We start from the raw sequence: 24,038 nt of genomic DNA, 5'->3' as shown, positions 1-24,038 counted from the left end.
TTCTCTCCGGCATCCCGCCGGAGGGGTCGGCGGGGGGTCGGGTCGGCGGGGGGTCGGCGGACGGGTTCAGCGCAGTGCGGCCAGGCCCCTGCGGGTGACGGCGACCACCACCCGGTCCCCCTTCGCCAGTACATGGTCGGCGGGGGTGTCGCTGCGGCCCGCGAGCGCCAGCACCCGCCAGGAGCCGGGGCGGAACGCCTGGTCCACGGTGCGGCCCTCCAGCATGGGATGGCCGTCCACGTCGACCGCGGCGAACAGCAGCACCTGCCGCTCCACCGCCACCGCGCCGAGCACCTGCCGGCCGAGCATCGCCCCCGCGAAGGCGGGCGCCGCCAGATGCGTCACGCTCCGGCTCCGGGTCAGGGCGCCCGGATAGGCGGCACGCAGGGTCCGGTAGACCGCCGTGGCGAAGTCGTCGTCGTACAGCCGCAGCACCACCCGCAGATCCGGCCGTACCGTCCGCGCGTACAGCGCCGCCTCCAGGTTCGTGGTGTCCGCGCTGGTCACCGCGAGCAGGGCCTGCGCCCGGTGGATCTTCGCGGACTCCAGCACCCCCTCCTGGGTGACGTCCCCGAGCACCACCGGCACCCGCAGCCGGCGCGCCGTGGCGAGCCCCCGCGCCTCGGGGTCGGACTCGACGCAGACGACGGGCACGTTCAGCTCCCGCAGCCGGGTCAGCACCCGGGTGCCGATCTTGCCGAGCCCCAACAGCACCACATGCCCGCCGAGTCCGCGCGGCGGCCTGCGCAGCGAGGTGGCGGTGCGGAAGGTGCCCAGCGCCTCAAGGACCGCGGCCAGCAGCACCGGCAGCAGCAGCAACCCCACCAGCGCGGAAAGGAGTTGGAGCAGCTGGCGGCCGAGCGGGGCGCCGACCGCCGGGTCGTCGATGGCGAACATGTCGAGCAGGGTGAGGTAGAAGGCCCGCACCGGCTGGATCCCGGTCACCGCCCACAGGGCGATCGCCAGCGCCAGCACACAGCCGACCAGACCGGCCAGCGACCACCGCAGCCGCCGCGAGAACAGCGAGTTGAGCCAGGGGATGACCCCCGCGCCGCGCGCCGCCGACTCGGGCCCGCCGGCCGTGGACACCTGCTCCAGCACGATCGCGGTCCGTCCGGCGGCGCCCCGCACCTCCTCGTCGGCCGGCAGCAGCCGGGGCTCCTGGTCCCCGGCGGTGGGATCGCTCACCGACAGCAGGGCGAGGGTGTGCAGGCCCGAGTCGGCGGGCAGCGGCCGTTCCACCGCCCGCAGCAGCAGGCCCTCGGTCTGTACGACCTTGCTGGTGCCCGCGAGCGCGGTCGCGGCCAGCGCGGGCGCGGCGGTGTCGGCGTCGGACAGTACGGTCGTCGACGCCTCCACGTCCGTGTCGCCCCCGCCGTCGTACGCCAACGCGGCCGCCTGGTCGAGGAGTTCCTCGATGTGCTGGCCCAACCGCCGGTTGTAGAGCCGCAGTACGAGTCGCAGCCTGGGGTTGAGCCGGCGGGCGGTGAGCGCGGCACGGATGTTGGTCTCGTCGTCGTCGTGCACCAGCGCGAGCGCGGTGGCCCGCTCCACCCCGGCCGCGGCGAGCACCGCCTCGGTCAACTCCACGGCTTCGAGCACAGGTTCGCCGACCGGCCCGGCAGCCGCGGCCACCGCGCCCGCCGTACCCGGCGCGATCGGCCGACCGCCGACCGCCGCGTTGACCACCCGGTCGAGCAGTGCCGCCGAGGCGGCCCGCGCCCGGCCGACCACCGGCCCTCTCGCCGCGCGCTCGGCCGGCGGCACCACCAGGGTCACCTGCTCGCCGTACACCCCGCGCAACTCGGCCGCCAGCCGGTGCGCAAGCCCGTCGTCCCCGCACACCACCATATGGGGTGCGCCGGGTCCCCCTTGAAACGGAACGCTCGCCACGAAGGGAAAGACTGCCTCAGGAAGAAGACTGGTTCCAGGGCGGGCCGAACGCCGTGTCGCACACCGGCGTTCGGCCCCCGTGGCGGCCTTTATGACGGCTGGCGGCGTCCGTCAGCGCTCGGCCGCCGCCCTCTCCACCTCGGCCGCCGCCTCCTCGAAGTCGAAGCGCGCCAGGTCCGCGAGCCACACCCGGGCGTTGCCGTCCGAGGGGGCCCGCCAGTCGCCGCGCGGGGAGAGGGAACCGCCGGCCGAGACCTTGGGCCCGTTCGGCATGGCCGAGCGCTTGAACTGGGCGAAGGCGAAGAAGCGGCGGCAGAAGACCTCCAGCCAGCGCACGATCTCCGCGAGGTCGTACGCCACCCGCTTGGCCTCGGGGAAGCCGGGCGGCCAGGCGCCCGACGCCGCGTCGTGCCAGGCGTGCCAGGCCAGGAAGGCGATCTTCGAGGGCCGGAAGCCGTGGCGCAGCACCTGGAAGAGGGTGAAGTCGTGCAGCGCGTACGGGCCGATCTTCGACTCGGTGGACTGCATCTCCTCGCCCGGCACCAGCTCCGGGCTGATCTCGGTGTCCAGGATCGCGGCGAGGATCTCGCCGGTCTCCGCGTCGAACTGCTCGCTGCTGATCACCCAGCGGATCAGATGCTGGATCAGTGTCTTGGGCACACCGGAATTGACGTTGTAGTGGCTCATCTGGTCGCCGACGCCGTACGTCGACCAGCCGAGCGCCAGCTCGGAGAGGTCGCCGGTGCCGAGCACGATGCCGCCGCGCTGGTTGGCCAGCCGGAACAGGTAGTCGGTGCGCAGCCCCGCCTGGACGTTCTCGAACGTGACGTCGTACACCGGCTCACCCGCGGCGAAGGGGTGGCCCATCTCCTTGAGCATCAGCCGCGCGGTCGGCGTGATGTCCAGCTCGGCCGCGGTGATGCCGAGCGCCCGCATCAGCCGGTGCGCGTTGTCCTTGGTGTGGTCGCTGGTGGCGAAGCCGGGCAGCGTGAAGCCCAGGATGTCGCTGCGCGGGCGCCCGGCGCGGTCCATCGCGCGGGCGGCGACGATCAGCGCGTGCGTGGAGTCCAGACCGCCGGAGACGCCGATGACCACCTTGGGGCCGCCGATCGCGCCGAGCCGCTGCTGGAGCCCCTCGACCTGGATGTTGTACGCCTCGTAGCAGTCCAGGGCGAGCCGGTCCGGGTCGGCCGGCACGAACGGGAAGCGCTCCACGCGGCGCCGCAGCCCCAGATCGGCGGCGACCGGCGGGTCCAGAGGGAAGGACACCGTGCGGAAGTCGCCGGTGCGCGCGGCATGGGTACGACGGTTGTCGTCGAAGCTGCCCATCCGGCTGCGCTCCTGCCGCAGCAGATCGAGATCGATGTCGGCCACCGCGAACTGCTCGCCGAGCGGGAAGCGCTCGGACTCGGCCAGCAGCACCCCGTTCTCGTAGATCATCGTCTGGCCGTCCCAGGACAGATCGGTGGTCGACTCGCCGAGACCGGCCGCCGCGTAGACGTACGCGGACAGGCAGCGGGAGGAGGCCGATCGGCACAGCAGCCTGCGGTCCTCGGCGCGGCCGACGGTGATCGGGCTGCCGGAGAGGTTCGCCAGCACGGTCGCCCCCGCGAGCGCCGCCTCCGCGCTCGGCGGCACCGGCACCCACATGTCCTCGCAGATCTCCGCGTGCAGCACCAGGCCCGGCACGTCGTCCGCCGCGAACAGCAGATCCACGCCGAACGGCACGTCCGCGCCGCCGATCCGGATGGTGCCGCCGCGCTCGTCGTCGCCCCCGGCGATCTGGCGGCGCTCGTAGAACTCCCGGTAGTTCGGCGGGTACGACTTCGGGGCCACGCCGAGGACCTTGCCGCGGTGCACGACGACCGCGCAGTTGTAGATCCGGTTGCGGTGGCGCAGCGGCGCGCCGACGACCAGCACCGGCAGCAGGTCCGCGGAACCGGCGACCACCGCCGCCAGGGCCGTCTCGACCGCGTCGAGCAGCGGGTCCTGGAGCAGCAGGTCCTCGATCGAGTAGCCGCACAGCACCATCTCCGGGAAGACGGCGACGGCGACGCCCTCCTCGGCGCACCGGCGCGCCTGGCGCAGGACCGATTCGGCGTTGGCGCCGGGGTCGGCGATGACGGTGTGGCCCGTGCACGCGGCGACGCGCGCGAAGCCATGCTGATAGATCGACCAGAAGTTCACAGGGGGAAGCCTAGAACTTCTGCCCTACGGCGGTCACAGGCGCTCGCCTTTGCCCCGAACCCGGACGTACAGTACCCCTAGGGGTATTTTTCGAGGAGTGAGCGTGGAACTGGAGCTTGAGGGCGCGTCCCTGAAGGCGGTCCTGAACCGGCTGCGGCGTGCGCAGGGCCAGATCTCCGGGGTGATCCGGATGATCGAGGAGGGCCGGGACTGCGAGGACGTCGTCACCCAGCTGGCCGCCGCCTCGCGGGCGCTGGACCGCGCCGGTTTCGCGATCATCGCCACGGGGCTTCAGCAGTGCGTGGCCGACATCGAGTCGGGCCGCAAGAACGGGGAGGACGCGGAGGCGATGAAGGCGCGGATGGAGCGGCTGTTCCTCTCGCTGGCGTGATCCGCTGACCGGGCTCGAACACCCGCGCGCGGGCCGTTCGGCCCTTGTCCGCCCCCGTCCGCCCTGACTTCACTGGTCCGTCGGCCCCCGACCACCACCGGCAAGGCGGAACGCCCGATGACCAGTGACACGACCACCGGCGCCACCCCTCGGCAGCGGGACCGGCGGAGCAGCCCGCCGATCCCGCCCGAGGCCACGACCACCGCCTCCCGCGCCTACGCCTGGCTGCTGATCGTGACCGGCGCGCTCGGCATCCTGGCCTCCTTCGTGATCACGATCGACAAGATCCAGCTGATCCAGGACCCGCACTTCACCCCGTCCTGCAATCTCAGCCCGGTGCTGTCCTGCTCCGACGTGATGCGCAGTGCCCAGGCGTCCGTCCTCGGCTTCCCCAACCCCCTGCTGGGCCTCGCCGCCTACCCGGTCGTGGTCACCATCGGCTTCGCCCTGCTGTCCGGCGCCCGCTTCCGGCGCTGGTTCTGGCTCGGTCTGAACGCGGGCACGTTGTTCGGCGCGGGCTTCTGCATGTGGCTGATGAGCCAGGCCCTGTACGGCATCGGCGCGCTGTGCCTGTGGTGCTGCCTGGCCTGGGCGGCCACCATCGCGATGTTCTGGTACACCACCGCGCACAACCTGATGCACGGCGTCATCCGCGCGCCCCGCGCCGTGGTGGCGGGCGTGCTGGAGTTCCACTGGGTGCTGCCGGTGACCTGGTACCTGGGCATCGTGATGCTGATCGCCACGCGGTGGTGGGACTACTGGGTGTCGCTGTTCTGATCCCGCTTCCCCTGACCCCGCTTCCCTGACCCCGTTTTCGCTGCCCCAGCTGTCGAGGAGGCCGGGGCCGATCGGCCCTCCCTCCCCCCGCCTCGCCCTGGTTAGCGTCGCGCGATGGAGCGCAAGAACATCCCCGACCCGGGTTTCGCGGGCGACGACGGCTCACCCGAACCCCGTCTCGCCGCCGCCCTGACCGCCTGGTCCGCCGCCCCCTCCGTCACGGCGGAGACCGAACTGCTCGCCCTGCTCGCGGACGCCCGCCTGCTGGTGCCGATCGTCGCCGTACTCGGCGAGACGGAGATCGGCCCGGACGGCCGCAAGGGCGAGAAGACGAGCGACATGGCGGTCGCCACCCTGCACCTCCCCGACGGCCGCCGCGGACTGCCGGCCTTCACCGGCCTCGACGCGCTGGCCCGCTGGCGCCCCGGCGCCCGCCCCGCACCGGTCCCGGCCTGCCAGGCGGTCGAGGCCGCCTGGCACGCGGGCGCCGAGACTCTCCTGATCGACCTGTCCGGCCCGGTCTTCTACGAACTCTCCGGCGCCGCCCTGCGCGCGGTCGCCGAACGCCGTCCCCATCTGCCTCCGCCACGCGACCCCGAGATCGCCGCGGCCCTGTGCGCGATCCTGGCCCGCCATCCCGCCGTGAGCCGCGCCCATCTGCTGCCGGCCGCCGGTGACACGGACGCCCGGCTGGTCGTCGTACCGGCGTCCGCCGAGACGGACGACCAACTGCCCGCAGCCGCGGACAACTTGGCGGAGGCGGTGCGCGACCTGGCCGCCGACCTGGCCCGGGACCCCCTGCTGCGGGTGCGCCTGGACCACGGCCTGGACCTCGCGGTCGTACCCGGGGACAGGGCGGTCTTCGGCACCCCGCTGTACCGCAGGCACTGACGGCAAGCGCGAGGCAAGAGGGGCCACCCGGCCCTGCCGAGGGGCGTACCCGGGCCTGTTGGGCCCTATCGGCGAGGGGTGTCCCCGGGCCGATCATGTGGCGGGCCGGGAAGCGCCGGGTCCACAACCCGCACGCGTGGCGCTTCCCGGCCGGCTCCGACATGCACAGCTGGGAGGGACGCCATCCGGTGGACGAGGCACAGATACACAAGGTGATGACCGAGCGGCCGAGCGCCGAGGTCACCGAGGCCGGCCCGCGGCAGCCGGCCGTACGACGCACACGGCCCACCTGGATCCAGTGGCTGACGACCACGGACCACAAGCAGATCGGGACGATGTACCTGGTCTGCGCGTTCGCGTTCTTCCTGATCGGTGGCGTGCTGGCGTTGCTGATGCGCGCCGAACTGGCCCGGCCCGGACTACAGATCATGACGAACGAGCAGTTCAACCAGGCCTTCACCATGCACGGCTCGATCATGCTGCTGCTGTTCGCGATGCCGCTGTTCACCGGCTTCGCGAACTGGATCATGCCGCTTCAGATCGGCGCGCCGGACGTGGCGTTCCCCCGGCTGAACATGCTGGCCTTCTGGCTGTTCCTGTTCGGCTCGCTGATCGCGGCGGGCGGCTTTCTGACGCCCGACGGCGCGGCGGACTTCGGATGGTTCCTGTACGCCCCGCTGTCCGACGCGGTGCACTCGCCGGGGCTCGGGGCCGACCTGTGGATCATGGGCGTGGCGCTGTCCGGCTTCGGCTCGATCGCGGGCGCGGTCAACTTCATCACGACGATCATCTGCATGCGCGCGCCCGGTATGACCATGTTCCGCATGCCGATCTTCGTATGGAACGTGCTGCTGACCGCGCTCCTGGTCCTGATCGTCTTCCCGGTCCTGGCCGCGGCCCTGTTCGCGCTGGAGTGTGACCGCAAGTTCGGCAGCCATGTCTTCGACGCGGCCAACGGCGGCGCCCTGCTGTGGCAGCACCTCTTCTGGTTCTTCGGCCATCCAGAGGTCTACATCCTGGCCTTGCCGTTCTTCGGCATCGTCTCGGAGGTCGTCCCGGTCTTCTCCCGCAAGCCGATGTTCGGCTACATGGGCCTGATCGCCGCGACGATCTCCATCGCCGGCCTGTCGGTCACGGTCTGGGCGCACCACATGTACGTCACGGGTGGCGTGCTGCTGCCCTTCTTCTCCTTCATGACCTTCCTGATCGCCGTGCCGACCGGGGTGAAGTTCTTCAACTGGATCGGCACGATGTGGAAGGGTTCGCTCAGCTTCGAGACCCCGATGCTGTGGACGACCGGCTTCCTCATCACCTTCGTCTTCGGCGGTCTGACCGGTGTGATCCTGGCCTCGCCGCCGCTGGACTTCCACGTCTCCGACTCGTACTTCGTGGTGGCCCACTTCCACTACACGATCTTCGGTACGGTCGTGTACGCGATGTTCGCCGGATTCCACTTCTGGTGGCCGAAGTTCACGGGCAAGATGCTGGACGAACGCCTCGGGAAGATCACCTTCTGGACGCTGACGGTGGGCTTCCACCTCACCTTCCTCGTCCAGCACTGGCTGGGTGCCGAGGGCATGCCGCGCCGGTACGCCGACTACCTGGCCACCGACGGCTTCACCGCCCTCAACACCGTGTCCACGATCGGTTCGTTCCTCCTCGGCCTGTCCATCCTGCCGTTCTTCTACAACGTCTGGAAGACCGCGAAGTACGCCGAGCCGGTGGGCGTGGACGACCCCTGGGGCTACGGCCGTTCACTTGAGTGGGCGACCTCCTGCCCGCCCCCGCGGCACAACTTCACCGCGCTGCCCCGCATCCGCAGCGAATCCCCGGCGTTCGACCTGCACCACCCGGAGATCGCGGCCCTCGAGGCAGAGGCGGTGAGCTAGCCGTGGCGCATCCCGTACTGGCCCTGGCCACCGCCGCGGTGACCGCCGCCGGCTGTGTCTGGTACCTCCCGGCCCTCGCCGACCTGCGCGCCGGCGCCGACCGCCCGGTCTCCCGCCGGATGCGGGCGGCGTCGTGCGTGACGGCATGGGCGACGGCCGCGACCGTCGGCGTCCTCCTCCTCACCACGAACCCCTGGACCTGGCCGGCGGCAGCCGCCGCCACCGGCACCCTGCCGGCGCTCGCCCTCCTCATCTCCTCCGCCCTGCACCACTCCCGCGAGACCCGCGAAGCCGCCACCCACTGGACGGACTTGGCCCCCACCCAGCCCCCACCGACCTCCGACCGCACCCGCTACGTGGTCGCCGCCCTCCTCACCACCGGCCTGACCACCGCCACGGTCATCGGCGCCCTCCGCCTGGCCGAGAACCCCGACACCCCGACAGCCTGGCTGACCACGATCACCACCCCCGCCGCGATCCTGACCCTCTTCATCACCCTGGCCGCCACCCACACCCACCACCGCCACCCTCACTGACCACCCCCGCCCCAAACCCGGGCGGGGCGCACCCCCTCAGCTGTACGTGCGCCCCGCCCTACTCCCGCTTACAGGCAAGCCCACGACCTTGATGTATCCGGCCAATTAGTTGCCGACTTGGCTGAAAGTGGTGAACTCTGCGTCCCCGGCCAGGTTCTGGACATCAAGACCGCCGACATCAAGGGTTGGATGATCTACGAACTGCGAAAGATCGGCCGAATCGGACCCAAGGGGACCGACTCTCGCTGCGGAAGGTTGCAAATGAAGTACGTTACGGCCGTTTGGGATGATGGCGGGTTCTACGTCGACCCCAGCGCATACTTGGCCGAACTTCCCAAGTTTCGAGATCAGTTGCCGGATGAGGCAAGAGAATTTGCGTCCGATCCAGCACATTATGCCTTGGGTCACGGCAACAGTCGCTGCGTAAAGGACTTGGAACTGTCTGCTGTTCGGGTGGCCACCGATAAAAGCGGAAACCTGGTACTGGAATTCGCCCCGAACCAGTGGAAGCATGATGTCGGGCTGCGCATCAGCTATTCAGGGGTGAAGCATTTCTCTATCGATTATGCGCATGCCGTCGAGTGGATGCTGGTCGACACTGTGCTCCTCGATGAAATTCTCCCGTACGAGGGCGGTGGTTGTACGCATGAAATCGCGCTCACCGATGCGTCGATCACCGTCTGTTGTGAGGATCTGAAAGCTGTTTGGGGAGACGCCGGCTGAGGGATCAGTCGAGGGCGCCGGCCGGCCACCTGCTTGCCGGACGACTTGGTGCCTTGGCCTCACGATGACTTCGGCGCGTGGCTGTTCTTCTCATGGAGCGCGACTCTGAGCGCGGCCATGGCAGGCGCGAGTCCCGGGTCCCAACCCGCGTCGACCGGCCGACGGACGCGGCCTTCCGCCGGGTCAAGGCGCGAGGGCTCACCCTCGATGCTCGTCCGTCTCGTACAGCCTCCAGGCCGGCCATCGAGCGGCTTCGGCTTCGCCGTCCCCTCCGCCCAGCAGGTTCCGCCGGTGCAGCATGAGCCGAAGGTGGCGCGCCGCGTCGGCGCCTTCTGTGACTCCTCTGTCGAGCAGTACAGCTCTAGGGGCGGTGTTGCCGACGCCTCGCACCAGAGCGTCTGCTGGATGCCCGTGAACGGTCTCGTCCAGCGTGACAGTGGCACCGGCCTCGCGGGAGAGGACCTGGTACAGGCGTTTGAGCAGCGCGTCTTCGCTGCTGTCACGCGGAGGCACGCCGTCGCGCTCCGCGATCTCAAGCAGCGCGGCACCTACGCCTCCCCGTTTCCGCCAGCGCTCCTTGTCTCCCACCACGATGAGATGACTTCGCGCGCGGGTGACGGCGACGTTCCAAAGGTTCAGCTGTCCGCCGACCCATTCGACGGCACCGGGGTGCATGCCGTCTCCGGCGACGAGGGTGAACACCATGACATCGCGTTCGCCACCCTGGAAGGTGTGTACCGTACCGATGCGCAGACGCTCCTCGTCGTACGGTCGCAGCCGCCTCCGCAGTGCTTCGGCTTGCGGCGCGAAGGGAGTGACGACGCCGACGGTGGCCTCGGGCGGCAGCTGTTCCAGCAGGTAGTTGACGCTGTCGTGCGCTTTTCGGAGCTCGTCTTCATTGACCCAGGAGCCACCCAGCGAGGGGCGGGTGGCGCGTCCGGGCACGTCTGTCCAGATGACGGCGGGACGCGGAAGAGCGGGTCGGCCGCGGGTGTCGGTGAGAACGGTCAGCCCGCCGTCGTAGAAGAGGTCATTGGAGATCGCGGCGATGTGCGGGTGGCAGCGGAAATGCTCGTCGAGAAGCAACGTGCCGCCTGCGGAGCGTTCGGCGGCATGGAAAGCGGAGTGGCGCCGATAGGCAAGGTGGTGTTTCTCAAGCCATTCGGACCGCAGCCCGTTTCCGCGGCGGATGAGTGCCTCGCGGTGCGGGCTGATCTTCGTGATGTGCGTGAGCTGCATGGGGTCGCCGATGACGAGGGCGCGCCGTGCGCGGAAGAGCAGCGGCAGGACATGCGGGATCGCGCACTGGCTGGCCTCGTCGATGACGACGAGATCGAACAGGGCCGGCCCCAGAGGGAAACGCCGGGCGGAGAGACTGGTGACGGCCCACCCGGCCACCGCGGGCGTATCCGTCGAGCTGTCCGAGCGGCCCAGAACCTTCCGCATCTGCGGCCAGTCGCTGCGATCGTGGTCCTGAGCGGTCAGTAGATCGAGGATGCGACGGCGCCCAGCCAGAGCGGCGGTTTGCACCTTGGTGGCGAGAAGAGCGAGTGAAGCGTCCTGAACGGTGTTCTCGGCGTCGCGCAGTGCACGCGCGAGCGATGTGTCGTCCACGGAGGCCGCGCGCTCTCGTCCGTCACGCCATTCCGTCTCGGCCGCGGCGAAGCCGGCGAGCGCGAGGCAGCCCGCGACGGAATCGCCGTCGTATCCGTCCAGACCGACCCCGCGCAGGAACCGGGCCCGGCGCCACGACCCGAGGAAGCGCGCGCGGGAGAGGCGTCACGCCTTGTCCTCCAGCTCCCTCGGCCGGGGCAGACGACCGAGCAGGTCCTGGAGTTCGGCGACGGCGATCCCGAGCTGTTCCGCGTGGTGGTCGCGGGCTTCGCCGGCCCGGCGGAGCCGCAGCTCCGTCTCCGCGATGTGCGCCAGGTCCCGCCGTACTTCTGCCAGACGGTCGGCGGCCAAGGTGGCCGCCATGGATGCCGTGGCCACGGTGGACGACGGCTCCGGGCCGGTGCGCAGTGCGTGCAGCGCGGCGGCCTCGTGCTCCGCATTGCTCTTGGCGTTCTTCCGCGCCGAACCCGTCCGTACGATGCTGCCGGGCACCAGTGTGTCGCAACGGCGCCAGACCTCGTCCACGGCCTCGTTGTTGGTGGACGCGACCAGTACGGTCTGACCGGCACAGATCGCGGTGGCGACGAGATTGGCGACCAACTGGCTCTTGCCGGTGCCGGGCGGGCCGGTGGCCACCGTGAGTGGGCGGGTCATGGCGGACCGGAGCACTGCGGCCTGCGCCTCGTTGCAGGGCAACGGCGTCACGAGGCGCGCCGGTTCGGGTTCCGTGTGGCCGAGGGCTCGGTCACGCGGCGAGGCTTCGGGCGCGAGGGCCCCGAGGGCGGTCTTTTCGATCTGATCGGTCCGCTTGGCGATGTCGGCGAAGTCGTTGAGCAGGCGCTTGGTGAAGCCTGTCTGGGGGCGCGCCGAGAAGAGGACCGCGGTGTTGCGGGCGCCGTGGCCGGGTGTGTGGACGTCGATGCGGTCGGCGAGTTGGTCGGGCCGAAGCTCTTGAACGCACGGCAGCTCGAACTCCTGCGTAAGGAGGTTGCGCACCTCCAACGCCATACGGTCGTGTTGCCCTCGATGCCAAGACGGCTGGAACGTGTCGATGAGCTGGGTGGCCTCCTCCTCACCGAGCCAGTCGAGAGCCAGCTGAGGATGCGGCTGGACCGGACCGTACGGCTTCAGCCTCACCTCGCCCTCGCCATGGACGATCTCGACACGGCGTACCAGAAGCGGCGCGAACTTCGGGTGCCGCCAGGGGCGTCCGGAGCGCGGCCCGGTGAGGACCACGGCCGGGTAACCCGCCCAGAGCTCCGCGTCCTCCTCGGTCGCCGAGCCCACCAGCGAGGCCGCTTCTTGGGGGAGCGCGGTGCATCCGTCGTCGTCCACGTCGCCGGAGATGAACCTCTCCGCGCCGTCCAGGCATACGTACGACGTGTTCTGGTGGCCCACCTCCATCAGAGGCGTCTCAGCGCCTTCGGCCAGAACGCACTCGCGGTAGTAGTCCAGCAGGCCGGACCAAGTGGGCTGTGTACGAGCGGACTTCGCGGCGTGCGGCTGTGGTGGCTCCTCGGCGCCGGGGCGGGGTCGCGGAATCAGGGGATCGAGGATGGGGGCCCGGCCGAACGGGCTGTCCGCGATGACGATTCGGTCGTCGACGCCGAGCGCGGAGTGCACCGGCACCTGACGGCCACCGTCCTGGGCACGCATACGCCGGTTCACATAGTGGAACAGGTCGCTGACCTGTACTTCCTTGCCGCCGTCCTTGCTGACCTTTCCCGTGCGCAGCGCCTCGATGACCTCACCGGTGAATGCCGACGGCTTCACGTCATGGCCGTCGCCCGCGTCGGCGAAGGAGTCTTCCCCGGCTCGTGAGGACGACAGGACGTACACACCCCTGCTGGTCAGCGGGGGCTGCTCGCCGGTTTTCGCCACGGAGCTGTCAGACCGTCGGTCCGACGTGCGCAGCCCCATGGCGAACCCGCCGCTGCGGCAGCAGTCGATCATCACGATCTTCTGTGGTGCGACGCACTCTTCCAGCGCATCATTGAGGAACCCGGCGCTGACACCGGTCGTGGCCACCCTGTCGTAGTCGGTGTCCTTGGCGACGAAGTGGAACTCGCCGCCGTCCCGCACCGTGCGTACACCATGCCCGGAGACGTACACGAGCGCGAGTTCGTCCTCGTCGCGTTCCTGAAGGAACTCGCCGATGACTGCCCGCATGTCGTCCGCGGTGAGATCGCGTTCCGGCTGGACGGAGACGAAGTTGCCGATGCTGCGGTGCTTCAGGACCTGCGCGAGTCCCCATACGTCCGCCCGGGCGGAGGCGAGTGGCGAGAAGCGGCTGTCGTCGTAGTGCTCGTTGCCGATCAGAAGGGCTCGGCGCTTATGGAGGCGGGTCACGGTGCGCTGTCATCCGGTTCGGTTCCGTCGTTGCCGGAGATCCGGTCCTGGAATTCGCGGACCATGCGTTCCTGCGCGGCGTCGGGGCGCCCGGTGATCTCGATGGAGTCGCCCGCGATGGTGACCACGACCTTGCGGTGTCGTTCCTTGGCGCACCACTCCTTGATCAGAGTGATCAGGACCTGGGACGCCGGGCGAACGACAGTGGCGGTCGTAGCGGCCCAGAGAGCCACCTCGCCCACGCCCGCGCCCTTACGGCCCGGTTCGGCGGGCCCGTCGGCATCATGAAAGCCGACGACGAGACCGTCTGCCCTTTCCAGGGTGTTGTGCAGATCCCGGGTGAGGCGCTCCTGCCGGAGTGTGTCGCCGCCTGTGGGCACGGTGAGTGTCCACTGCGGTCCCCCGTCGCGCATGTGCTGCTCCTCGCATTCGCCTGTTCGCTTGTCCGGTCTGTTCGGCGACTTTGGCACGAGGACGTTCGCTGGTGACAGTCGGGGGCAAGGGGAGGAACGGCATCCGGCCACCTCCGCGCTTTGGAGGCGCAGTGTGCCGCCGGCGCTTCTCAGGAGTGCCGACACCGAGCCCGGCTGTCGGGGCGGGGTGGTGTCGGGTGGTCCCGAAGGGGCCCGGGGGGCCAGGCGGCTCCCGGGCTGGCGGTGATCGTCGGTGTTCCGCGATGAGGGGCGCCCCTGCGGGGCGGGCCCGGTCATCCACCGCCGTACAACTCGGTGGCCAGGTCCAGCACTCGTCGTACGGCCGGGTCCGGGTCCGGTCGGTGGACGGCCGTGACGGTGCTCTCCAGGCGCCCCGGCGCTCCGCACAGCGGACGTAGGTGATGCCCGGTACCGGCAGGTCGAGCAGTGCCTCGGTCAGCAGGCTGACGCACAGGCCCGAGGCGACGTAGCTGAGCAGGCCGGTGAGGTCGTCGGCGGACGCCCGGACGGCGGGGGTGAACCCGGCCGCCTCGCAGACGTGGTGGATCTGCCCGCGCAGTGCCGGCAGAGCGCTCTGGGTCGGCAGGACGAACTGTTCGTCGCGCAGTTCGGCCAGGTCCAGGGCCTCGGCGCCGGCCAGGGGGTGGCCCGTCGGCAGGGCGGCCATGACGCGTTCGCGGGCGAACACGCTGGTGACCAGTTCCGCGGGGACGGCACTGAGGTCACGGACGAAGCCCAGGTCGAGCGAGCCCGTGAGGACCATGTCGGCCACCCCGGCCGAGGAGTCCTGGTGAAGCCGGACGCGCAGGCCGGGGAGCTCCATGGCCGCCGCGCCCAGCAGCCGGGGCAGATAGCGCAGGCTCAGCAGGCTGACGTAGCCGAGGCGCAGGTCGCCTTCCAGTCCTTTACCGACGCGGCGGGCCCGGTCGAGGGCCGCCGTCTCGGCGGCGAGCAGCCGGCCCCCCCTCGTGTCAGGCGACGGGGCGCGGGCGCCGTCTCAGCGGGCGAGGTAGTCGTGGACGGCTACGGAGGGGGCGAGGGTGAGGTCGGTGATGATGTGGCTGGCCGAGACGACCTCGCGCACGGGCAGGTCGGCGAGCGGTGCCATGACGTGGGGGACCAGTGTGAGGCGGGCGGGACCGGTCCAGGCGCCCTTGACGGTGATGTCGGTGATCTGGGTGCGGGCGAGTTCGCAGACGCGGCCGGGGATGATCTTCACGCCGTAGGTGGGGACGGTGATCTGTGCGCGGGCCTCGTCCAGGTCGAGGGGCTCCCACTTGTAGGCCATGGTCGCGGTGGCGACGCGCTGGGTGCCGTAGTCGAGGGTGCCGACCAGGGCCCCGTTGTCGGGGAAGAGCGCCGGGGTGCCGATGGTCTTCGGGTAGGCGCTGAGCTCACGGCCGCCCGCGGTGGCGGCGAAGTTGTCCAGGTGCATGGCGTGCAGGTACTCGCCGTGCTCTGCGCCGTGGCGTACGGGGATGACCTGGCCGCACTCCAGGTAGGGGCCGTAACCCTCGACGTCGCCCATCTTCATGATCTCGAAGCGGACCAGCGGTTCGTCGATCTCCAGCGGTTCGGGGACGACGGCGCGCAGGGCCTCGGGGTCGGTGCGGTAGACGACGTTGAGGTACTCGCGGTCGGTGAACCGGGTGGCCCGTGCCGGGTAGACGGGGGTGGTCAGGGGGGTGCTGATGTGGCGGCGGACCTCTTCGGCGCGCATGGTGCCTCTTCTCGTCGAGCGGCAAGCGGACCGGCGGACCGCGATCCATTTGCATACACGGTGTATCGGATACATAGTGAATCCGATGGCTCGCCGTCGCAACCGGACGTCGGTCACACCCCCCAGCGCCAAGGAAGTGCAGACATGACCTTCACCCTCCCCGCCGACATCGATGCCCGCCCGGTCGCCGTCCTCGGCGCGGGTACGCTCGGTCGCCGTATCGCCCTGATGTTCGCGACCCGCGGCGGCCAGGTGCGCGTCTACGACCCGTCCGCCGAGGCCGGGAAGCAGGCGTGCGGCTACGTCGAGGAGCATGTGGCAGAGGTCGCCTCGCGCGTCGGCGGCGGTACGCCCGGTTCCGTGGTGGCCACCACCGACCTGGCCGAGGCCCTCGCCGGCGCGTGGCTGGTCGTCGAGGCCGTCCCGGAGCGCCTGGAGCTCAAGAAGCAGGTCTTCGCCGACCTCGACCGGCTCGCCGACGCGGACGCCATCCTGGCCAGCAACTCCTCGTCGTACCCGGCCAGTCAGTTCATCGACCACGTCACCCGCCCCGAGCGCGTGGTCAACATGCACTTCTACATGCCGCCCGCGCAGGCGGCGATCGACCTGATGTCCAGCGGCCACACCGACCGGGCCGTCCTGGACCTGCTGCTGGAGGTGCTGCCCCGCTACGGCGTCTTCCCCTTCGAGGCGCACCGCCAGAGCACCGGCTTCATCTTCAACCGCATCTGGGCGGCCATCAAGCGCGAGGCCCTCGCCGTGGTCGCCGACGGCGTGTCCACCCCGGAGGACGTCGACCGGATGTGGATGATCAACACCGGCCTCAAGGGCGGCCCGTTCCGCATGATGGACCAGGTCGGCCTGGACGTCGTCCTGGACATCGAGAACCACTACGCCGCCGAGAACCCCAGCCTCCCCACCGGCCCCCGCGAGCTGCTCCAGCGTTACGTCGACGCCGGACACCTGGGCGTGAAGAACGGCCGCGGGTTCTACGACTACGGCACCCGCGACTGACCGTCGCCCGAGTCCGGGGGACGGCATAGCCTGGCCTGCCGTCCCCGTCCGGCGAAGCGGTCCCGCGCCGCGTCCGGTGGAGCCGGTGACACGCGGCACAGCCCCGAAGCCGCAGAACCCGAGCGCCGCAGAGAGGTCCCGTCATGCCGAAGTCGCCCACGAAACGCCGCCCCCTCACCAGGGCCGCCCTGACCGAGAGCGCCTGGGCGCTGTTCACGGAGAAGGGCTTCCACACCACCTCGATCAGCGACATCGTCGAACGCGCCGGCCTGACCCGCGGGGCCTTCTACTCCAACTACCGCGACAAGGAAGAGATCTTCCTCGCGCTCTACGACGCCCATGCCGACCGTCTGCTGGCCGACCTGCGGGACGCCGCGGCCCAGATGAAGCCGGGCGACAACCCCGTCGACGAGATCCAGCACCGGATGGCCGGCCGTACCGACGAGGAACGCCGGTGGTTCCTCCTCTCCATGGAGTTCACCCTCCACGCCGCCCGGCACCCCGAACTGGCCGCGCAGTTGGCCGCCCACGAGGACCAGGTGACCCAGGGCCTGACCGAGGTGCTCACCCAAGCGCTCACCCGCACCGGCCGCCGGTCCACCATCCCCGTCACCGACCTGGCCCGCCTGCTCACCGCCGTCTTCGAGGGACTCACCGCCCTACAGCTCATCCACGGGCCGGCGTACGACGCCCAGCACCTGACACCCCATCTCATCAGCGCGCTCACCGAACCCGTCACGGGATAGCGCCGCCCACCGGTCGCGCGAGCGCGGCTTCGCGGATTCCGAGGAGTACGCCACGTCCCTGGCGATGAAACTGACCGACTGGCTGCTGCGCGGGAAGCCGAACGTCTTCGTCACCGAGGAGCGACTGCGCGAGGCGCTGCGCCACAACCCGCCCGACGCCCCCGTCCTGGAATCCCTGCGCCGCTCCTGCCTCGTCAGCACCGGGACCGTGGACGGTCACGAGGTCATCACCCTCACCCCGAGATCGGGCCCCATGGGAACGGAGGTGATCTACCTCCACGGCGGTGTCTACGTCCGGCCGCTGGTCAGCGCGCACTGGCGCATCGTCGAGGACCTGGTCGAGGACCTGATCCGCCGGACCGGCGCGACGTTCGTCGTCCCGCTCTACGGACTCGCCCCCCGATACACCGCCGACGACGCGTACCGGTTCCTCGACACCGGTTACGAGAGGGTGGTCCAGCGGGCTGGGGACCGCCCGGTCTTCCTCGCCGGCGACTCCTGCGGGGCAGGGCTGTCCGTCGGCCTGGCGATCCACTGCCGGAACGAGGGACTGCGCCCGCCGACCGGTCTGATCCTGTTCTCCCCGTGGCTCGACGTCACCATGACCAACCCCGGCATCCCCGCCCTCACCAAGCTCGACCCCATGCTCGCCCCGGCCGGTTTCGTCGCCGCCGGACAGGACTGGGCAGGCGGCAGAAGTGTCACCGACCCTATGGTCGGCCCGCTCCACGACACCCTGGAAAAACTGCCACCCATCACCATCCACCAGAGCGGCCACGACATCCTCCTGCCCGACGCCGAGAAGTTCGCCGCCAAGGCACGAGCCGCCGGCACCCACGTCGACCTGCGCGTCTGGCCCACCGCCATTCACGTCTTCGTCGGGGCGGGCCGGACCCCCGAAGCCCGCCAGGCCCTCCGCGATGCGGCGGACCGCATCAGGCGGAGCGCGCGCGACTGATCATCACAGGCCGAGCGGAGCCGCGAGCCTGACCTTCGACGCCTTGTCGCGGCCGATCCCGGTGACCTGGCCGCGCAGGGCGGAATGGCCCCCCAAACCGGCCCACACGACAGGTCAGGCCCGGTGCTGATCTCTCAGCACCGGGCCTGACCTGGTGTTTCACTGTCGGGGTGGCGGGATTTGAACCCACGACCTCTTCGTCCCGAACGAAGCGCGCTGCCAAGCTGCGCTACACCCCGATGTCACTGCTTGTCGCGGCGACGTCGTTTACTTTAGCCCACTGGGGGCCGGGAAACGAAATCCGATTCAGAGGTGGCGGCGGATCGGGGTCGGGCGGGCGTGGTCGAGGGCCACGAGGAGGGTGGCCAGGGCGTAGGTCGCAAGGCCCAGGAGGAGGGCGTTGGCCAGGGCGACGCGGTAGCCGTGGGCGGCGGGGTCCAGGAAGGGGTAGAGGTAGGGGGCGCCGCGGGCGAGATAGAAGGCCAGGTAGGCCAGGGGGTAGAGGAGCCAGGTCGTGGCCTGGTGCAGATGCAGCCGGGGTGCCGGGGTCAGGCACAGCCAGTCCAGCAGGGCCGCCGCGGGAGCCACCGTGTGCAGGAGCTGGAGGGTGATCCACTGGGTGTGCCAGCGCTCCGGGGGTGTCGAGAGCGCGGTCATCGAGAACGGGGTCCTGGCCAGCAGCAGGTGGTACGTCAGCGCGGACACCAGGGCGTACAGCAGGGCCGCGCCGGTCAGCCACGAGGGAAGGGCGCGGTGGCCGCGCCATGCGCGGGACGCCGACAGGAGCATCGTCACGGCCAGGATCGCGCTCGCCTGCACACCGAAGTAGCTCAGCGCGTGCGCCGGAGTGCTCCGCAGGACGGCGAGGGCCACGCCCGCCGCCGCGATCAGCGCCGTGAGCAGGCGGTACACGGCGGCCCCGGGGCGGTGGGACGGGGCCAGTACCGCCCTGGCCGGCGCCGGGGAACGCGGGAGCAGGGGGGACGCCGGGACCGGGGGCAGGCCCGGGATCTCCCTGGGTATCTGGGCGGTCATGCCCTCACGCTAGGAAGGGGCGGGCGTGCGGGCCATGCGGGCTACGCCAGGCGGGTTACGACCTGGGCACCAGCGTCTTACGACCTCGGCACCAGCGTCAGCAGCGTCGCCTCCGGGGGGCAGGCGAAGCGGACCGGGGTGTAGCGGTTGGTGCCGCAGCCCGCCGAGACATGCAGATAGGAGGTACGGCCCTCCGCCGTGTGCGTGGACAGGCCCTTCACCCGGTCCGTGTCCAGGTCGCAGTTGGTGACCAGGGCGCCGTAGAAGGGGATGCACAGCTGCCCGCCGTGCGTGTGGCCGGCCAGGATCAACGGGTAGTCGTCCGCGGTGAAGGCGTCCAGGACACGCAGGTAGGGGGCGTGCACCACGCCGAGCGAGAAGTCGTACGACTCCGTCGGGCCGCCTGCCACCTTGGCGTAGCGGTCACGCTTGATGTGCGGGTCGTCCAGGCCGGTCAGCTCGATCGACACGCCCTCGATCTTCAGGGCGCCGCGGGTGTTGGTCAGATTCACCCAGCCCGCCTCGTCGAAGCCGTCCCGCAGGTCCTCCCACGGGTTGTGGATCGCGCCGACCGCCGGCGCGTTGCCGTTCAGGCCGTGGCGGCCGCTCGTCTTCTCCAGCAAGTAGCGGGCGGGGTTGCGGAGTTTGGGGCCGTAGTAGTCGTTGGAGCCGAAGACGTACGCGCCGGGGAACTCCATCAGCGGGCCCAGCGCGTCCAGCACCTCCGGCACGCCCTCCGGGTCCGACAGGTTGTCGCCGGTGTTGATCACGAAGTCCGGGCGCAGGCCCGCCAGCGAGCGCAGCCAGCGCTGCTTCTTGCGCTGGCCGCCGACCATGTGGATGTCGGAGACCTGGAGCACGCGCAGTGGATGCATGCCCGGCGGCAGGACGGGGACGGTCACCCGTCGCAGGCGGAAGGAGCGGGCCTCGAAGCCCACCGAGTACGCCAGACCGGCGGCGCCTGCCGCCATGATTCCCAGGGGGATTCCGTATCGCGCGCGCATATGACCATCGTGTCAGACCGCGCCCGCCACCCGGGACCGCCCGCCCGCTAAATCGGCAGGCACCCCGGGCCCCGCACCTGAGACAATCGACCACATGACCACCACGCTCAAGTCGAAGCTTCAGGACGACCTCAACGCCGCGATCAAGGAGCGCAATGAGCTCCGCTCCTCCACGCTCCGGCTGACCCTCTCGGCGATCACCAATGAGGAGGTCGCGGGCAAGCAGAAGCGTGAGCTGTCCGACGACGAGGTCCTCAAGGTGATCACCCGCGAGGCGAAGAAGCGCCGCGAGGCGGCCGAGGCCTTCGCGAAGGGCGGCCGCGCCGAGTCGGCCGAGCGCGAGAAGGCGGAGGGCGAGGTGCTCGCCGAGTACCTGCCCCAGCAGCTGTCCGACGACGAGCTGGACGCGATCGTCGCCCAGGCCGTCGCGGAGGCCAGGGCGGCGGGTGCCGAGGGACCGCGGGCCATGGGTGCCGTCATGAAGATCGTGAACCCCAAGGTGGCCGGCCAGGCCGAGGGTGGTCGCGTCGCCGCCGCGGTGAAGAAGCTCCTCCAGGGCTGACCCCGGGACCGGGAAAGCAGTACGGCAGGGAAAGCAGTACGGGAGTACGGGAGTACGACGACGGGGCCGCACCCGGGAAAAGGGTGCGGCCCCGTCGTCGTATCGTCCGGACGAGCCGGCGACTTCCTGGAAGCGCTAGCGGCGACCGCCGGTCCCCCCGACCGCCCGGCCGTTCGCCCCGCCGTTCGTCTGCCCCTGAATGATGTTGCCGGGGCCGCCGGTCGCGCCGCCGCCCGTCGCGCCGCCGCCGGTCAGACCGCCGAGCAGGCCGCCGATCAGCTGTCCGTGGCCGCCTCCGTTGGCGCCGCCGTGCTGACCGCCGTTGCCCTGACCCTGACCCTGGCCCTGGCCCTGGTGGTTGTCGCCGGAGCCGTTGTCGTCCGGGATGTCGACCAGGTTGAAGTCCTCCGTCGGCTTGCCCTCCAGGGCGCCGTTCATCATGTCGCGCCAGATCGGGCCGGGGACCTCACCGCCGTAGACCTTGTCGTGCGGGACGCCGCCGATGGTGATGTTGATCATCTTGCGCTGGTGCCGCGGGTCGCCGACCCAGACCGCACCCGCCATGTTCGGGGTGTAGCCGACGAACCAGGCGGCGAAGCGCTCGTCAGTCGTACCGGTCTTGCCCGCGCTCGGCCGGTCGCCGAGGCCCGCCTCCTGGCCGGTGCCGTCCTCGACCACGCCCTTGAGGAGCGTGCTGACGGTGTCCGCCGTCTTCTCGGACATCGCGCGCGAGCAGGTCGAACGCGGCACCGGAAGGGACTTCACCCGGCTGCCGGTCGTCTGGGTGACCGACTCGATGGCGACCGGGGTGCAGTACATGCCGCGCGAGGCGAAGGTGGCGTACGCGTTCGCCATCGTCAGCGGGGACATCTCCTGGGTGCCGAGCGCGATCGAGGGGGCCTGGTCGATCTGGCGGCCGTCGGCGCGCGCCACGCCCATCTTCTTCGCCATGTCGATCACCGGGCAGATGCCGATGTCGCTGATCAGCTGCACGTAGTAGGTGTTGACCGACTTGGCGGTCGCCTCCTTCATGCCGTACGGCCCGTGCTCCGACTCGTTCTCATTGGTGAGCTTGGCCGGCTTGGCCGGGTCGTTGCGCCAGGTCTTGCCGTTGCAGGCCGCCACCGGGCTCGGGTACGGCATCTCGTACGGCGACGAGTACTGCTGTGCCGGGGACTTGCCGCCCTCGATCGCGGCCGCCGCGACGATCGGCTTGAACGTCGAACCCGGCTGGTAGCCCGCGCCGCCGCCCATGCCCTGGTTCACCGACAAGTTGATCTGCGTCTCGTCCGTGCCGAAGCCGTACGGCCGGGACTGGCCCATGGCGAGGATCTTGCCGGTGCCGGGCTCGACGATCGTCGCGGCCGTCGCCACCTGGTCGGACTTGTAGACGTGGTTCTTGATGGAGCTCTGCACGGACTGCTGGGACTGCGGGTCGAGCGTCGTACGGATCGTCAGACCGCCCTGGTTCCACAGCTTGGCGCGGGCCTCCTTGGTCTTGCCGAAGGCCGGGTCGGTGAGGAAGACCTCGCGCACGTAGTCGCAGAAGAAGCCGGCGCCCTGGACCGCGGTGATGCAGCCGTTCTTGGGCTGGCTGGGCTTGAGTCCGAGCGGCTGGCGCTTGGCCTGGGCGGCCTCCTGCGGGGAGATGTCGCCCAGTTCCGCCATGCGCTGGAGCACGATGTTGCGGCGCTTGGTGGCCTCCGCCTCGTCGTTGACCGGGTCGTAGCGGCTCGGGGACTGCACGATGCCGGCCAGCAGCGCGGACTCCTGGAGGTTCAGGTCCTTGGCGTGCTTGGAGAAGTACCGCTCGGAGGCGGCCTCCACACCGTAGGCCTGCTCACCGAAGAAGGTGATGTTCAGATAGTTCTCGAGGATCTTCTTCTTGCCGAGCTGTTCCTCGATCTGGATCGCGTACTTCAGCTCGCGGACCTTGCGGCCCATCGTCTGCTGGGTGGCCTCGGCGACCTTCGTCGGGTCGTCGCCGGCCTCCTCGATGAAGTAGTTCTTCACCAGCTGCTGGGTGAGCGTGGAGGCGCCCTGCGCGACCCCGCCCTCCTGCGCGTTCTTGTTCAGGGCGCGCAGCACGCCCTTGAGGTCGATCGCGCCGTGCTGGTAGAAGCGCGAGTCCTCGATCGCGACGATCGCCTTCTGCATGTACGGCGAGATGTCCTTGAGGTCGACCACCGTGCGGTCCCGGCTGTACACGCTCGCGATCTGGCCGCCCTTGGCGTCCAGGATCGTCGTGCGCTGACTGAGCTGGGGACTCTTCAGGTTGGCCGGGATCTCGTCGAAGCTCTGGACCGAGCCCTTGGCCGCGAGGCCCAGAGCGCCGGCCGCGGGCAGGGCGATGCCCGCCATCACGGCTCCCGCGAGCACACTGACACCGAGGAACTTCGCGGCCTGCTGCAACGGCGACAGACCACCGCCCGAGCGCTTCTTTGGCATGGGGGCAGCCTAATCCGTACTCCTGAGCGTTTTGAGGGAGCGGCTTGCCTTCGGGATGTTCCGTAACCGGTACGAGGCCCCGCGTGCCCCCTGACCTGCCTACGTCTGCATTTCCCGGACAGGCGTGCAGCCCTTGGCCTAAGCTGCTCCCAACTGTCACGGCAGTGCGGCCCCGTAGCACTCCGTCCGGCGTTCCGAACCGTCGCGAACCGCTCGTGTCGCACCCCGAGACGTGTCCGATTGCGCCGCGTGTGTCACCTGGTGCCCGCTGTGGCGCACCGTAGCTGTCCTGGTTTGCCGGGATGGTCGCATATGTCGCCAGCTCACTCCCGCGGGTGATCTGCCGCTTACCCATAGTCCGTTCGGGCCATTCAAGATTGGGCCCGACGGGGGTGTTGCGCTGTGCCCACCTTCCGTAACGTCCTCAACTGGCGGCGGTGAATATGCCGCTGCCGCCGTGGGGGAGCCTCGATTCGGGAGAGGACGGCGCCGGTATGGGCTGGGTAACCGACTGGAGTGCGCAGGCTGCCTGCCGCACTACCGATCCGGATGAACTGTTCGTTCAAGGAGCAGCGCAGAACAGAGCCAAGGCGGTGTGCACCGGATGTCCGGTACGCACCGAGTGCCTGGCCGACGCGCTGGACAATCGCGTCGAGTTCGGCGTGTGGGGAGGCATGACCGAGCGGGAGCGCCGCGCTCTGCTGCGCCGGCGGCCCACCGTGACCTCCTGGCGCAGGCTGCTGGAGACCGCCCGCTTGGAGTACGAGCGCGGCTCCGGGTTCGTGAGCCTCGACAGCGACGAGGTGTACGAGAACTACGCGGCCGTGAGCTGAGGACCGCGGGCGCGGGCCCAGCGAACAGCAGGTC

At 70.2% G+C, this 24,038-nt stretch carries 21 protein-coding genes and 1 tRNA gene; 11 read left to right on the top strand and 11 right to left on the bottom strand.

Annotated features, from left to right (window positions below):
• Window positions 1-66 precede the first annotated feature (66 nt).
• Both HEP81_RS18145 and HEP81_RS18140 read right to left on the bottom strand, forming a co-directional pair.
• Window positions 67-1,851 (bottom strand): potassium channel family protein, encoded by a 1,785-nt coding sequence (locus HEP81_RS18145; protein ID WP_037658461.1) that lies wholly within the window; start codon window positions 1,849-1,851, stop codon window positions 67-69.
• A gap of 153 nt (window positions 1,852-2,004) precedes the next feature.
• Window positions 2,005-4,080: an NAD(+) synthase gene (locus tag HEP81_RS18140; RefSeq protein WP_037658463.1), complete on the bottom strand. Its 2,076-nt coding sequence runs from the start codon at window positions 4,078-4,080 to the stop codon at window positions 2,005-2,007.
• Window positions 4,081-4,183: 103 nt separating this feature from the next.
• Here HEP81_RS18140 and HEP81_RS18135 point away from each other — a divergent pair, with 103 nt between their 5' ends.
• From HEP81_RS18135 to HEP81_RS18110, 6 genes are all read left to right on the top strand, one after another.
• Window positions 4,184-4,471, top strand: coding sequence for a metal-sensitive transcriptional regulator (locus HEP81_RS18135; RefSeq protein ID WP_037658465.1), 288 nt, complete (start codon window positions 4,184-4,186; stop codon window positions 4,469-4,471).
• A gap of 117 nt (window positions 4,472-4,588) precedes the next feature.
• Window positions 4,589-5,248 (top strand): vitamin K epoxide reductase family protein, encoded by a 660-nt coding sequence (locus tag HEP81_RS18130; RefSeq protein ID WP_037658467.1) that lies wholly within the window; start codon window positions 4,589-4,591, stop codon window positions 5,246-5,248.
• Between the two features lie 114 nt (window positions 5,249-5,362).
• Window positions 5,363-6,139 (top strand): SseB family protein, encoded by a 777-nt coding sequence (locus tag HEP81_RS18125; protein WP_037658470.1) that lies wholly within the window; start codon window positions 5,363-5,365, stop codon window positions 6,137-6,139.
• 188 nt (window positions 6,140-6,327) lie between these two features.
• Complete coding sequence (gene ctaD, locus HEP81_RS18120) at window positions 6,328-8,028, top strand: aa3-type cytochrome oxidase subunit I (RefSeq protein WP_037658528.1); 1,701 nt, start codon at window positions 6,328-6,330, stop codon at window positions 8,026-8,028.
• Between the two features lie 2 nt (window positions 8,029-8,030).
• Window positions 8,031-8,564, top strand: coding sequence for a hypothetical protein (locus HEP81_RS18115; RefSeq protein ID WP_051850326.1), 534 nt, complete (start codon window positions 8,031-8,033; stop codon window positions 8,562-8,564).
• 117 nt (window positions 8,565-8,681) lie between these two features.
• Window positions 8,682-9,287, top strand: a complete 606-nt coding sequence (locus HEP81_RS18110; protein WP_243279462.1) for a hypothetical protein — start codon at window positions 8,682-8,684, stop codon at window positions 9,285-9,287.
• Between the two features lie 198 nt (window positions 9,288-9,485).
• Here the strand turns inward: HEP81_RS18110 and HEP81_RS41530 are convergent, their stop codons facing one another.
• The 5 genes from HEP81_RS41530 to HEP81_RS18090 form a co-directional block, all read right to left on the bottom strand.
• Complete coding sequence (locus tag HEP81_RS41530; RefSeq protein ID WP_243279460.1) at window positions 9,486-10,901, bottom strand: DEAD/DEAH box helicase; 1,416 nt, start codon at window positions 10,899-10,901, stop codon at window positions 9,486-9,488.
• A gap of 165 nt (window positions 10,902-11,066) precedes the next feature.
• A complete protein-coding gene (locus tag HEP81_RS41525; RefSeq protein WP_243279459.1) occupies window positions 11,067-13,250 on the bottom strand; it encodes a caspase, EACC1-associated type in 2,184 nt (727 codons plus the stop codon).
• Window positions 13,247-13,630 carry a hypothetical protein gene (locus HEP81_RS18100; protein ID WP_381127602.1) on the bottom strand — a complete coding sequence of 128 codons (384 nt, stop codon included), beginning with the start codon at window positions 13,628-13,630 and terminating at the stop codon, window positions 13,247-13,249. Before HEP81_RS18100 ends, HEP81_RS41525 begins: the two co-directional genes overlap by 4 nt.
• On the bottom strand, window positions 13,533-14,585 hold the full coding sequence (locus HEP81_RS42680; protein WP_421673956.1) for a LysR family substrate-binding domain-containing protein: 1,053 nt from the start codon (window positions 14,583-14,585) through the stop codon (window positions 13,533-13,535). The genes HEP81_RS18100 and HEP81_RS42680 overlap by 98 nt, the downstream gene beginning before the upstream one ends.
• 96 nt (window positions 14,586-14,681) lie before the next feature.
• Window positions 14,682-15,404 (bottom strand): acetoacetate decarboxylase, encoded by a 723-nt coding sequence (locus HEP81_RS18090; protein ID WP_037658473.1) that lies wholly within the window; start codon window positions 15,402-15,404, stop codon window positions 14,682-14,684.
• Window positions 15,405-15,548: 144 nt separating this feature from the next.
• Between HEP81_RS18090 and HEP81_RS18085 the strand changes: the two genes are divergently transcribed.
• From HEP81_RS18085 to HEP81_RS18075, 3 genes are all read left to right on the top strand, one after another.
• Window positions 15,549-16,418, top strand: a complete 870-nt coding sequence (locus HEP81_RS18085; RefSeq protein WP_037658475.1) for a 3-hydroxyacyl-CoA dehydrogenase family protein — start codon at window positions 15,549-15,551, stop codon at window positions 16,416-16,418.
• A gap of 143 nt (window positions 16,419-16,561) precedes the next feature.
• Window positions 16,562-17,164, top strand: a complete 603-nt coding sequence (locus HEP81_RS18080) for a TetR/AcrR family transcriptional regulator (RefSeq protein ID WP_037658478.1) — start codon at window positions 16,562-16,564, stop codon at window positions 17,162-17,164.
• A 64-nt stretch (window positions 17,165-17,228) separates the two neighbouring features.
• Entirely contained in the window at window positions 17,229-18,122 is an 894-nt protein-coding gene (locus tag HEP81_RS18075) for an alpha/beta hydrolase (RefSeq protein ID WP_051850327.1), read from the top strand.
• A 165-nt stretch (window positions 18,123-18,287) separates the two neighbouring features.
• Here the strand turns inward: HEP81_RS18075 and HEP81_RS18070 are convergent.
• From HEP81_RS18070 to HEP81_RS18060, 3 genes are all read right to left on the bottom strand, one after another.
• Window positions 18,288-18,361, bottom strand: a tRNA-Pro gene (locus HEP81_RS18070).
• Between the two features lie 67 nt (window positions 18,362-18,428).
• Window positions 18,429-19,157: a Pr6Pr family membrane protein gene (locus HEP81_RS18065; protein ID WP_037658480.1), complete on the bottom strand. Its 729-nt coding sequence runs from the start codon at window positions 19,155-19,157 to the stop codon at window positions 18,429-18,431.
• 77 nt (window positions 19,158-19,234) lie between these two features.
• A complete protein-coding gene (locus HEP81_RS18060; RefSeq protein WP_037658481.1) occupies window positions 19,235-20,161 on the bottom strand; it encodes a metallophosphoesterase in 927 nt (308 codons plus the stop codon).
• A 94-nt stretch (window positions 20,162-20,255) separates the two neighbouring features.
• Between HEP81_RS18060 and HEP81_RS18055 the strand changes: the two genes are divergently transcribed.
• Window positions 20,256-20,723, top strand: coding sequence for a GatB/YqeY domain-containing protein (locus HEP81_RS18055; RefSeq protein ID WP_037658483.1), 468 nt, complete (start codon window positions 20,256-20,258; stop codon window positions 20,721-20,723).
• 135 nt (window positions 20,724-20,858) lie between these two features.
• Here the strand turns inward: HEP81_RS18055 and HEP81_RS18050 are convergent, their stop codons facing one another.
• On the bottom strand, window positions 20,859-23,171 hold the full coding sequence (locus HEP81_RS18050; RefSeq protein WP_190276009.1) for a transglycosylase domain-containing protein: 2,313 nt from the start codon (window positions 23,169-23,171) through the stop codon (window positions 20,859-20,861).
• A 494-nt stretch (window positions 23,172-23,665) separates the two neighbouring features.
• Here HEP81_RS18050 and wblA point away from each other — a divergent pair, with 494 nt between their 5' ends.
• Window positions 23,666-24,004: a transcriptional regulator WblA gene (gene wblA, locus HEP81_RS18045; protein ID WP_037658487.1), complete on the top strand. Its 339-nt coding sequence runs from the start codon at window positions 23,666-23,668 to the stop codon at window positions 24,002-24,004.
• Window positions 24,005-24,038: the final 34 nt, after the last annotated feature.

It is taken from the genome of Streptomyces griseofuscus (genome assembly GCF_014673495.1).
Classification (GTDB): domain Bacteria; phylum Actinomycetota; class Actinomycetes; order Streptomycetales; family Streptomycetaceae; genus Streptomyces; species Streptomyces murinus.
The sequence above is the reverse complement of the archived record's forward strand: the minus strand, read 5'-3'. Positions and strand labels throughout refer to the sequence as shown.

What these genes read in the sequence shown, in the direction of transcription:
- HEP81_RS18145 (WP_037658461.1), bottom strand. Translation starts at nt 1,851, where the DNA reads ATGGTGGTGTGCGGGGACGACGGGCTTGCGCACCGGCTGGCGGCCGAG.
- HEP81_RS18130 (WP_037658467.1), top strand. Translation starts at nt 4,589, where the DNA reads ATGACCAGTGACACGACCACCGGCGCCACCCCTCGGCAGCGGGACCGG.
- HEP81_RS18125 (WP_037658470.1), top strand. Translation starts at nt 5,363, where the DNA reads ATGGAGCGCAAGAACATCCCCGACCCGGGTTTCGCGGGCGACGACGGC.
- HEP81_RS18090 (WP_037658473.1), bottom strand. Translation starts at nt 15,404, where the DNA reads ATGCGCGCCGAAGAGGTCCGCCGCCACATCAGCACCCCCCTGACCACC.
- HEP81_RS18085 (WP_037658475.1), top strand. Translation starts at nt 15,549, where the DNA reads ATGACCTTCACCCTCCCCGCCGACATCGATGCCCGCCCGGTCGCCGTC.
- HEP81_RS18080 (WP_037658478.1), top strand. Translation starts at nt 16,562, where the DNA reads ATGCCGAAGTCGCCCACGAAACGCCGCCCCCTCACCAGGGCCGCCCTG.
- HEP81_RS18075 (WP_051850327.1), top strand. Translation starts at nt 17,229, where the DNA reads ATGAAACTGACCGACTGGCTGCTGCGCGGGAAGCCGAACGTCTTCGTC.
- HEP81_RS18065 (WP_037658480.1), bottom strand. Translation starts at nt 19,157, where the DNA reads ATGACCGCCCAGATACCCAGGGAGATCCCGGGCCTGCCCCCGGTCCCG.
- HEP81_RS18060 (WP_037658481.1), bottom strand. Translation starts at nt 20,161, where the DNA reads ATGCGCGCGCGATACGGAATCCCCCTGGGAATCATGGCGGCAGGCGCC.
- HEP81_RS18055 (WP_037658483.1), top strand. Translation starts at nt 20,256, where the DNA reads ATGACCACCACGCTCAAGTCGAAGCTTCAGGACGACCTCAACGCCGCG.
- HEP81_RS18050 (WP_190276009.1), bottom strand. Translation starts at nt 23,171, where the DNA reads ATGCCAAAGAAGCGCTCGGGCGGTGGTCTGTCGCCGTTGCAGCAGGCC.
- wblA (WP_037658487.1), top strand. Translation starts at nt 23,666, where the DNA reads ATGGGCTGGGTAACCGACTGGAGTGCGCAGGCTGCCTGCCGCACTACC.